Raw genomic sequence first — 9,634 nt, 5'->3', positions numbered from 1 at the left:
CGGCGGCGGAGCGGCCGCAGCTCCGGGCGCCCCCTCAGCCGGCGGCGGAGCCGACCGAGGACTCGCGCACCACGAGCTCCGGCGGGCTGAGCTCGCCCTCCGGCTGCCGCCCCTCGATGGTGGCCACCAGCGCCTCCAGCGCGTGCCGGCCGAGGTCGTCGAACGGCTGGCGCACCGTGGTGAGCGGCGGCTCGTAGAAGGCAGTGTTGGCGACGTCGTCGTAGCCGACGACGGCGATGTCCTGCGGGATGCGCAGACCGGCGGTGTGGAAGGCGCGCATGGCGCCCAGGGCGAGGTCGTCGTTCGCCGCGAAGACGGCGGTGGGCCGGTCGGCCATCTCCAGCAGCCGCTGGGCCGCCGCGTGCCCGTCCGCCGCGCCCCAGCCGCCTCCCTCGATCACGTCCGGTACGGGCAGCCCGGCCGACTCGAGCTCGAGCCGCCAGCCCTCGATGCGGGCGCGGGCGTCGAACCAGTCCCGGGGGCCGGCGATGTGCGCGATCCGCTCGTGCCCGAGGTCGATGAGGTGGCGGGTGGCGTCCCGGGCGCCCTGCTCGTTGTCGATCGCCACGACGTGCAGCGGCCGGACCTTGCCCATCCCGGCGGCGACGGCGACCACCGGCAGCGTGCCGGCCAGTCTGCTCGCCTCGGTGGCGGTCTGCCGCGTGGGGGCGATGACGATGATGCCCTCGACCCCCAGCGTGAGGAAGAAGTCGAGCGCCTCCGTGGGGCTCGTCCGCCCCGTGGTGGCGCTGATCGTCGCGTAGCCGAACTGGCGCGCGGCGTCCTGGATGGCGGTGGCCATGTGGCTCGGGCCGAAGAGCGTGACCGCCGGGGACACCACCCCGATGAGGCTGGAGCGCCGGGTGGCCAGCGCGCGTGCCGACATGTTGCGCCGGTACCCGAGCTCGGCGATCGCCTGCTCCACCCGCTGCCGGGTGCTCGGGCGGACCAGGGACGGCTGGTTGAGCACCCGGGAGACCGTCTGGTGGGAGACACCCGCCCGGGCTGCGACGTCGGCCATCACCGGGGACCGCTTCCCCGCACCCTGAGTATCGCCGGACACGTCGCCTCCCACATCGTCGGATCGGTTCAGGGCCATTGTGCGGTCTCGCGTGCCGTGCGACCCAGTGCCGGCCTCCTCGCTCACCGGGCGCCCGCCCGTCGCTTGTTGTAGACGTCGAAGGCGACGGCGAGGAGCAGCACTAGCCCCTTGACGATCTGCTGGGTGGACTGCGCGGCGCCCATGAGCTGCATGCCGTTGCTCATCACCGCCATGATGAGGCCACCGACCATCGCGCCCGTCACCCGGCCCACGCCACCGGTGACGGCGGCGCCGCCGATGAAGCAGGCGGCGATCGCGTCGAGCTCGAACATGTTCCCGGCGCCCGGCTGCGCGCTGTTGACGCGGGCGGAGTACACGATCCCGGCGAGGGCGGCGAGCATCCCCATGTTGACGAAGATCATGAAGTTCACCCGCCGCACCTTGACGCCGGAGAGCTCGGCGGCGGCGAGGTTGCCGCCGATGGCGTAGACGTGCCGACCGAACACCGACCGCTGCGTGACGAGGGTGTAGACGATGATGAGGACGGCGAGCAGGATGAGGACGTTGGGCAGGCCGCGGCTGCGGGCCAGCTGCCAGCTGAACCACATGACCACCGCGCCGACCGCGACGATCTTCAGCACGAAGAGCGGGAAGGCCTCCACCGCCTGCTTGTAGCGCAGGGCGGCGCGCCGGTTGCGGTACTGCACCAGGGCGAAGCCGGCGACCGCGAGCGCGAAGACGAGGAGGGTCAGGACGTCGTACCCGTACCCGCCGAGCACCCCGTTCTGGAAGCCGTTGGCGATCTGGTAGTAGGTGCCGCCGAAGGGGGACAGGGAGACGTTGTCCAGCACCCGGTAGGTCAGGCCCCGGAAGAGGAGCATGCCGGCGAGCGTGACGATGAACGCCGGGATCCCCACGAAGGCGACCCAGAAGCCCTGCCACACCCCGACGAGCAGGCCGACGCCGAGCGAGGCGAGCACCCCGACCCACCACGGCTGCCCGTGCTTGATGACGAGCACCGCCGACACCGCGCCGGCGAGCGCGACGACGGACCCGACGGACAGGTCGATGTGCCCGCCGATGATGACGATGACCATCCCGATCGCCAGGATGAGGATGTAGGAGTACTGCAGGACGATGTTCGTCAGGTTCGCCGGGCTGAGGAAGTTCGCGTTGAGCAGGGAGAAGAGGAGGACGATCGCCACCAGGGCGATGACGATGCCGCTCTGCCGCAGGTTGCGGGACATGAGCTCCCGGATGCTCGTGATACCGGTCATCTCACCTGCTCCTTCTCGATGGTCATCAGCGCCATGAGCGACTCCTGGGTGGCCTCGGCCGCCGGGAGCTGCCCGGTGATGCGCCCGGCCGCCAGGGTGTAGATGCGGTCGCAGATGCCGAGCAGCTCGGGCAGCTCGGAGGAGATGACGACCACCGCCTTCCCGCCGGCGACCAGCTCGTTGATGATGGTGTAGATCTCGTACTTGGCCCCGACGTCGATGCCGCGGGTCGGCTCGTCGAGGATGAGCACGTCCGGCTCGGTGTAGAGCCACTTCGCCAGCGCGACCTTCTGCTGGTTGCCCCCGGAGAGGTTCCCCACCACGGACAGGACGCTGGGCGTCTTGATGTCCAGGCTCTGGCGGTACGTCTCGGCGACCTGGAGCTCCTCGTTGCCGTTCACCCAGCCGTGGCGCGCGAGCTTGCGCAGTCCGGCGGCGGAGATGTTGCGCCGCACGTTCTCGATGAGGTTGAGCCCGTAGCGTTTGCGGTCCTCCGAGACGTAGGCGACGCCGTGGCGGATCGCCTCGCTCACGGTGCGCAGCTGGACCTCCTTGCCGCGCAGGTAGACCCGCCCGGAGATGTCCCGCCCGTAGCTGCGGCCGAACAGGCTCATCGCCAGCTCGGTGCGGCCGGCACCCATGAGGCCCGCGATGCCGACGACCTCGCCGGCCCGGACGTCGAAGCTCGCGCCGTCGACGACCACGCGCCCGGCCTGGGTGGGGTGGTGCACCGTCCAGTCCTCGACCCGGAGCACCTCCTCCCCGATCTGCGGCGTCCGCTCGGGGTAGCGGTGCTCGAGGTCGCGGCCGACCATCGAGCGGATGATCCGCTCCTGGGTGGCCTCGGGGCTGCGCATGTCGAGCGTCTCGATGGTGCGCCCGTCGCGCAGCACGGTGGTGCGGTCGGCGATCGCGGCGATCTCCCCGAGCTTGTGGGAGATGATGATGCACGTGATGCCCTGCCCGTTGAGCTGGCGGAGCAGGGCCAGGAGGTGCTCGGAGTCGGTGTCGTTCAACGCGGCCGTTGGCTCGTCGAGGATGAGCAGGCGCACGTCCTTGGACAGCGCCTTGGCGATCTCCACGAGCTGCTGCTTGCCCACCCCGAGCTGGGCCACGGGCGTGGCCGGCTGTTCGTCCAGGCCCACCCGCGCCAGGAGCTCGGCGGCCCGGGAGTTGGCCTCGTGCCAGTTCACCAGGCCGGAACGCCCCCGCGTCTCGTTCCCGAGGAAGATGTTCTCCGCCACCGACAGGTAGGGGACGAGCGCGAGCTCCTGGTGGATGATGACGATGCCGCGCGACTCGCTGTCGTTGATCGAGCCGAAGCGCACCTCCTCGCCGTCGAGGACGATCTGGCCCTCGTAGGTGCCGTACGGGTAGACCCCGGAGAGCACCTTCATGAGCGTGGACTTGCCCGCCCCGTTCTCCCCGCAGATCGCGTGCACCTCGCCGGCGCGGACCTCCAGGCTCACCTCCTGCAGCGCCCGGACCCCGGGGAAGGACTTGGAGATCGAGCGCATCTCCAGGATGTTGCCGGTCATACCGTCTCCACCTCCGTGGTGGGCGGGTGCGGTACCGCCGCGACGGCGGCACCGCACCCGCCGCCGGTCACTGCCCCTGCTCGACCTGCTCCTGGGTGTAGTACCCGCTGTCGACGAGCAGCTCGGTGATGTTGCTCGCGTAGACGATGTCCGACTCGAGCAGGTAGGACGGCACGACCTTGACGCCGTTGTTGTAGGTCTCGGTGTCGTTCGCCTCCGGCTCCTCGCCGGCGAGGAAGGCCTCGGCGGCCACGACCGCCTGGGTGGCCAGCTTGCGCGTGTCCTTGAAGATCGTCGCGTACTGGACGTCCTGGGCGATGAGCGCGACCGAGGCGATCTCCGCGTCCTGGCCGGTGACGATCGGCAGGCCCTCGCTGATCGTCGGGCCGTAGCCCGCGCCCTGGAGCGCGGTGATGACACCGCGGGAGATGCCGTCGAACGGCGAGAGCACGCCGTGGAGCTCCTCTCCGCCGCTGTAGGTGGAGGTCAGCAGGTCCTCCATGCGGCGCTGGGCGGCCTCCTGGCTCCACCGCAGCGTGGCGACGGTGTCGAAGTCGGTCTGCCCGGAGGGCACGACGAGGGTGCCGTCGTCGAAGTACGGCTGGAGGGTCTCCATCGCGCCTCGGAAGAAGAAGCCGGCGTTGTTGTCGTCCGGCGAGCCGGCGAACACCTCGATGTTGAACGGCCCCTCCGGGGCGTCGGGGTTCTCCGAGCCGTCCTCGTCGAGGATCCCGAGCCCGGCGAGGAGCGAGGTCGCCTGCTGGACACCGACGTTGAAGTTGTCGAAGGTGACGTAGAAGTCGACGTTCTCGCTGCCGTTGATGAGCCGGTCGTAGGCGATGACGGGGATGTCGGCGGCGCCGGCGGCCTCGAGCTGGCTCGTCAGGGCGGTGCCGTCGATGGAGGCGATGATGAGCAGGTCGACCCCCTGGGTGATCATCTGGTCGATCTGCTGGGTCTGGGTGGGGATGTCGTCATTGGCGTACTGGAGGTCGACGGCGTAGCCGAGCTCCTCCAGCTGGCTCTGCACGGCGTTGCCGTCGGCGATCCAGCGCTCCGACGTCTGGGTCGGCATCGCCACGCCGATGGTGAGGTCACCGGCGTCGGGGGCGTCGCCGCCGCCCGCGTCGGTGGTGGTCTCCGCACCACCCTCGGCGGCGTCACCACCGCCGCTGCCGGCACCCTCGCCACCGCACGCTGCCAGTGCGAACGCCGTGGTCAGGCCCGCGGCGACCGCCACGAACTTCCGTGTACGCATGTTCTCCTCCTCGAGAGCGGAAACTGTCGATCCGGTGGGCGACCCCGACGGCGTGGTCCGAGTCGGCGGCTACCGCCTGTCGCGGCAGCAGATGTTCACGCTAACAGTGTGCCGTGTCCCGCTGCGTCTGTCACGTGTCCGGGGCGGGTGGGCGCATCAGTCCAGCAGCCAGTGGTAGCGCAGCCGCAGCGCCCGCTCGATCCCGGCGAGCGTCCCGCCCACCGACAGCACCGTGTTGAGCCAGCCCGGCAGCGTCACCGGCGAGGTGAACTCGTACCACCCGGTGAGCACCGAGCCGAGCGCCAGGAGCTGGGGGACCTGGAGCACGAGGGCGACGACGAGCACGGTCCAGGAGACGTACGCGAGCCGCCGGCTCGCCGTCGGGTGGTCGCGCTCCAGGTCGGCCCGCCACCGCTCGGCGGTGCCGGGCGCCGGGTCGAGCCGGCGCTCCGTGCCGTCGGGCAGCACGAGGTGCGCGCGCCGCAGCCCGTAGGTGCTCATCGCCGCCTCGATCCGCGCGCCGTCCTCCAGCTCGAAACGGGCCTTGCCACGCTGCACCCGGTCCAGGCGACCGTCGCGGTAGAGGTGGACCTTCTCGTCCCAGTCGAAGAAATCCACGTCGATGTGCCACCGCGACCCGGCGTGGTCCACCTGCATCACCGACCGGTAGACCGGGTGCCACCACCGCCAGGCGGGCAGCGGACGTCCGTCCCCCTGCTTCTCCTTCGCCACGCCGTCCAGCGTGCCAAAGCCGCGCGGGGCGGACGTACCTCATTCCGCCGACGCCGCCGGCCTTCGCGTCAGTCCTTCCGCCGACCCTTGACGAAGTAGGCGATCGGGCCGATGTAGTTCACCGCGATGATCGCGGCCCACATCCCCTTCCTGCCGTTGACCTGCTCCGCGGGCCGCCGGGCCAGGTCGGCCCAGGCCGCCACGGCCAGGGCGAGCTGGACCGCACCGAGCACCATCGACCCCGCCCGCTGCCCGCCGCTGAGGTCCTTCCACTGCTTCTTCGCCGGCTTCTGCTTCTTCGTCACCGTGGCCTCCTCCTCGCTCCACCCCCACCCTGCTCCGGCCGGCCGCGGTTGTCGAGGGACCTTCGCCCCTGGAACGGCCGCCGGACCAGGGTGAGGCTGGGAGTGAGAGGTGATCGACGATGAGACCGACGAACCGACCCACCCGCCACGTGGCCGTGGCCGCCGGAGCGCTGCTCGCCGGCCTGCTCGCCGCGCGCCGCGCCCAGCAGCGCTGGGGAGCGACCCCGGAGGAGGTCGCGGCCGAGCTGCCCGGCGACGAGCTCCTCGGTGCCGCCGACCTCGTCGCCACCCGCGCGGTGACCATCGAGGCACCGGCCGAGGACGTGTGGCCCTGGATCGCCCAGCTCGGGCAGGAGCGCGGCGGCTTCTACAGCTACGACGGGCTGCAGCGGCTCCTCGGCCTGGACATCCACAACGCCGACGAGGTCGTGCCCCAGTGGCAGGACATCGCCCCCGGCGACGTGGTGAGCCTGGCCCGCGGCCTGGAGCTCGCCGTCGCCGTGGCCGAGCCGGAGCGGGCGCTGGTGCTCCACGGGGCCCCCGACCCCGACGAGGCGGCGGAGGGCGCGGCGCGTATGCCTTTCGCCTTCAGCTGGGCCTTCGTCCTCGAGCCGGGCCCGCGCAACACGACACGGCTCGTCGTGCGCGAGCGCTACCGCTACCTCCAGCCGTGGGCCGCACCCCTGGTGGAGACGGCGCAGATCGCCGGCTTCGTCATGACGACCCGGATGCTGCGCGGCATCAAGGAGCGCGCGGAGTACCGCCCGCCCGCCATCCCCGTCGGCTGACCGGCCGCCACCGGCGTGCGCCTGGGAGGATCGGGGCATGGCTTCGATCATGCTCACCGCGATGCCGTTCGCCGGGCACGCCCGACCCATCCGCGCCGTGGCCGCCGAGCTGGTGCGCCGCGGGCACGACGTGCGGGTCTACACCGGCCGCTCCTACGTCGCGATGTTCGAGGAGGTCGGGGCGCGTGGCGTGCCGTGGCGGGCGGCCCCCGACTTCGACGAGCGCAACTTCGCGGCGACCTTCCCGCGGATGCAGGGGCGCAAGGGCTTCCGCCAGGTGCTCATCAACCTCCAGGACCTCTTCCTCGGCACCGCCCCCGCCCAGCTCAGCGACCTCCTCGCCGCCCACCGGGAGGAGCCCTGGGACCTGCTCGCCGGGGACCCCATGGCCATGGGCACCCGGTTCGCCGCCGAGCACCTCGGCGTCCGGTGGGCGACGGTCTCCCCGATCGCCGTCTGGCTGCCGGGCAAGGGCATCCCGCCCACCGGGCTGGGCCTCACCCCCGCCACCGGGCCGCTCGGCCGGCTCCGCGACGCCGTGCTCGGCGCGAGCGCCCGGGCCGGCACCCGGGCGCTCACCCGGCTCTACCAGCGCACCCGCCGCGAGGCCGGGCTGCCGCCGGACGAGGAGTCCTTCGCCACGATGTGGTACTCGCCCGAGCTGGTGGTCGCCGCGGGCGCACCGGGCCTGGACTACCCGCGCTCCGACCTGCCCGGGCACATCCGCTTCGTCGGCGACCTCACCGACGACGGCACGATGCCGCCCGCCACCGCCCTGCCGGAGTGGTGGGACGACGTCGTCTCGGCCGAGGTCCCGGTCGTCCACGTCACCCAGGGCACGGCCAACGTCGACCCCCGCGACCTCATCCTCCCGACCCTGGAGGCGCTCGCCGACCGTGACGTGCTCGTCGTCGTCGGGCTCGGGCACCGCACCGCGCCGCTGCCCGGCCCGCTGCCGGACAACGCGCGCGTGGCGGCGATGGTGCCCTACCCCCACCTGCTGCCGCGCACCGCCGTCGTGGTGACGAACGGTGGCTACGGCGGGGTGCTCCAGGCGCTGCGCCACGACATCCCGCTCGTCGTCGCCGGCGGCGACCTCGACAAGCCGGAGATCGCCGCCCGCATCGGGTGGCACGGCGCCGGCGTCAACCTGCGCACCGGCACCCCGCGGCCCGCGGCGGTCCGCGCGGCCGTGGACCGGGTGCTCGGCGACCCGGCCTACCGGCAGACGGCGGCCCGGCTGGGGGCCGAGCTGCGCTCGCTGGGCGGCACGCGCGCGGCGGCGGACCTGCTCGAGGGCCACCTGCCGTAGGGCCCCGGCCCGGGTCAGGCGTCGGGTCCCGGCCTCGCACCCCCCGCCGGCGTCAGGCGTCGCGCTCCCGCGGTGCCAGACGCGGCGCTCCCGCGGTGTCAGGCGTCGCGCTCCCGCGGTGTCAGGCGTCGTGCTCCTGCGGCGTCAGGTGGTGACGACGTCGAGGACCTGCTTCTGCACCCCGTTGGCGTAGACCTCGTGCTCGACGAGCGCCAGGCGGGTGGCGTCCTTGTCCGCCTCGCTGAACAGCCGCTTACCGGCGCCGAGGAGCAGCGGGAAGACGAGCAGGTGGTACCGGTCCACCAGCCCGGCGTCGGCCAGCGCGGCACCCAGCCGGCCGCTGCCGTGGACGAGGATGGGCCCGCCGTCGGTCTGCTTGAGCTCGGCCACCTCGTCCAGCGAGCGCAGCACGGTCGCCGGCCAGCGGGGGTCGCCCTCCGCCAGGGTCGTCGACACGACGTAGCGGGGCAGGGTGTTGTAGCGGCCGAACTCCTCCATCGAGGGCCAGACCGGGGCGAACTCCTCATAGGAGCGTCGCCCGAGCAGCAGGGCCCCGGCTTCCTCCTGCTCCCGGCCCTTGATCTCGTAGGCGGCCTCGTCGAACGGGACCTCCTTGAAGGTCCAGCCGGCGTTTCGGTACTCGCCCCCGCCGGGGGCCTCCATGACCCCGTCGGCGGACACGAACGCGGTGACGATGAGCTTGCGCATGGTACGGGTTCCTTGTCTCGGGAGGTGCTGGTACGTCCTCGTCGAACAGCGCCGCCCGGTTTCGACATCGAGCGTAGCGAACCTCAGCCGCCGATGGTGATGCCGAGCTCGCGGGCCAGGGCGGGGAGCAGGGCCAGGGCGTCCTCCTCGGCGATGCGGGCACCGCGCAGGCCCGCCACCCCGCCGACGCCGTCGAGCCGGCAGCCGCGCAGCCGGACGTCGCGGCAGCGCAGCCCGGACAGCTGCGCGCCGGTGAGCACGCAGTCCTCCAGCAGCACCTCCTCCAGCACGGTGTCGGTGAAGGTCGCCTCCGACAGGTCGCAGCCGCGCAGTACCGCACCGCGCAGCTGCACCCCGTGCCACGTCGACAGCGTCGCCTGGACGCCCTGGAGGAGCACCGAGCGCAGCCGGACCTCGGTGAGCAGCGCGCCGGTCATCCGCACCTCGCGCAGCGAGCAGCGCAGCAGCGAGCCCCCGCGCCACACGACGTTGGCGAGGTCCGCGCCGTCGAGCCGGCAGTCGGCGAGCGTCACCCGCTCCCACGCGCCGCCCACCGCGCGCACCCGGCCCAGGTCGCTGCCCTCGACCTGCGCCTCCCGCACCGCGGGCAGCACGGCGCCGGTGAGGTCCACGCCCACGGTGGTGGCGTCGTCGAGCGCGGCCGCATCGCCCGG

The 9,634-nt window shown here is 72.5% G+C and carries 10 protein-coding genes; 2 read left to right on the top strand and 8 right to left on the bottom strand.

Translation table 11 applies throughout. The annotated features are described in order from the left end of the window. Nucleotides 1–34: 34 nt before the first annotated feature. The 6 genes from Q0195_RS13410 to Q0195_RS13385 all read right to left on the bottom strand — a co-directional run bounded on the left by Q0195_RS13410 (nt 35) and on the right by Q0195_RS13385 (nt 6,152). Nucleotides 35–1,021: a LacI family DNA-binding transcriptional regulator gene (locus Q0195_RS13410; RefSeq protein WP_299279363.1), complete on the bottom strand. Its 987-nt coding sequence runs from the start codon at nt 1,019–1,021 to the stop codon at nt 35–37. 122 nt (nt 1,022–1,143) lie between these two features. Then, nucleotides 1,144–2,319, bottom strand: a complete 1,176-nt coding sequence (gene mmsB / locus Q0195_RS13405; protein WP_299279361.1) for a multiple monosaccharide ABC transporter permease — start codon at nt 2,317–2,319, stop codon at nt 1,144–1,146. Further along, complete coding sequence (mmsA, locus tag Q0195_RS13400) at nt 2,316–3,857, bottom strand: multiple monosaccharide ABC transporter ATP-binding protein (RefSeq protein WP_299279360.1); 1,542 nt, start codon at nt 3,855–3,857, stop codon at nt 2,316–2,318. The genes mmsB and mmsA overlap by 4 nt, the downstream gene beginning before the upstream one ends. Nucleotides 3,858–3,924: 67 nt before the next feature. After that, nucleotides 3,925–5,115, bottom strand: coding sequence for a multiple monosaccharide ABC transporter substrate-binding protein (gene chvE / locus Q0195_RS13395; RefSeq protein WP_299279358.1), 1,191 nt, complete (start codon nt 5,113–5,115; stop codon nt 3,925–3,927). Nucleotides 5,116–5,271: 156 nt separating this feature from the next. Then, nucleotides 5,272–5,847 carry a hypothetical protein gene (locus tag Q0195_RS13390; protein ID WP_299279356.1) on the bottom strand — a complete coding sequence of 192 codons (576 nt, stop codon included), beginning with the start codon at nt 5,845–5,847 and terminating at the stop codon, nt 5,272–5,274. A 68-nt stretch (nt 5,848–5,915) separates the two neighbouring features. Beyond that, nucleotides 5,916–6,152: a PLD nuclease N-terminal domain-containing protein gene (locus Q0195_RS13385; RefSeq protein WP_299279355.1), complete on the bottom strand. Its 237-nt coding sequence runs from the start codon at nt 6,150–6,152 to the stop codon at nt 5,916–5,918. A 119-nt stretch (nt 6,153–6,271) separates the two neighbouring features. Between Q0195_RS13385 and Q0195_RS13380 the strand changes: the two genes are divergently transcribed. Together Q0195_RS13380 and Q0195_RS13375 are read left to right on the top strand one after the other, a co-directional pair. Next, entirely contained in the window at nt 6,272–6,940 is a 669-nt protein-coding gene (locus Q0195_RS13380) for an SRPBCC family protein (protein ID WP_299279353.1), read from the top strand. A gap of 37 nt (nt 6,941–6,977) precedes the next feature. Then, complete coding sequence (locus tag Q0195_RS13375) at nt 6,978–8,252, top strand: nucleotide disphospho-sugar-binding domain-containing protein (protein WP_299279351.1); 1,275 nt, start codon at nt 6,978–6,980, stop codon at nt 8,250–8,252. Nucleotides 8,253–8,396: 144 nt separating this feature from the next. Here the strand turns inward: Q0195_RS13375 and Q0195_RS13370 are convergent, their stop codons facing one another. Together Q0195_RS13370 and Q0195_RS13365 are read right to left on the bottom strand one after the other, a co-directional pair. Further along, nucleotides 8,397–8,960 (bottom strand): dihydrofolate reductase family protein, encoded by a 564-nt coding sequence (locus tag Q0195_RS13370; RefSeq protein ID WP_299279349.1) that lies wholly within the window; start codon nt 8,958–8,960, stop codon nt 8,397–8,399. An 83-nt stretch (nt 8,961–9,043) separates the two neighbouring features. Continuing rightward, a partial coding sequence (locus Q0195_RS13365) for a pentapeptide repeat-containing protein (RefSeq protein WP_299279348.1) occupies nt 9,044–9,634 on the bottom strand: 591 nt, incomplete at its 5' end.

Source organism: uncultured Georgenia sp. (genome assembly GCF_937958535.1).
In the GTDB taxonomy this organism is placed as follows: Bacteria; Actinomycetota; Actinomycetes; order Actinomycetales; family Actinomycetaceae; genus Oceanitalea.
This window is presented reverse-complemented; position numbering and strand designations above follow the sequence as displayed.

What these genes read in the sequence shown, in the direction of transcription:
- Q0195_RS13410 (WP_299279363.1), bottom strand. Translation starts at nt 1,021, where the DNA reads ATGGCCGACGTCGCAGCCCGGGCGGGTGTCTCCCACCAGACGGTCTCC.
- mmsB (WP_299279361.1), bottom strand. Translation starts at nt 2,319, where the DNA reads ATGACCGGTATCACGAGCATCCGGGAGCTCATGTCCCGCAACCTGCGG.
- mmsA (WP_299279360.1), bottom strand. Translation starts at nt 3,857, where the DNA reads ATGACCGGCAACATCCTGGAGATGCGCTCGATCTCCAAGTCCTTCCCC.
- chvE (WP_299279358.1), bottom strand. Translation starts at nt 5,115, where the DNA reads ATGCGTACACGGAAGTTCGTGGCGGTCGCCGCGGGCCTGACCACGGCG.
- Q0195_RS13380 (WP_299279353.1), top strand. Translation starts at nt 6,272, where the DNA reads ATGAGACCGACGAACCGACCCACCCGCCACGTGGCCGTGGCCGCCGGA.
- Q0195_RS13375 (WP_299279351.1), top strand. Translation starts at nt 6,978, where the DNA reads ATGGCTTCGATCATGCTCACCGCGATGCCGTTCGCCGGGCACGCCCGA.
- Q0195_RS13370 (WP_299279349.1), bottom strand. Translation starts at nt 8,960, where the DNA reads ATGCGCAAGCTCATCGTCACCGCGTTCGTGTCCGCCGACGGGGTCATG.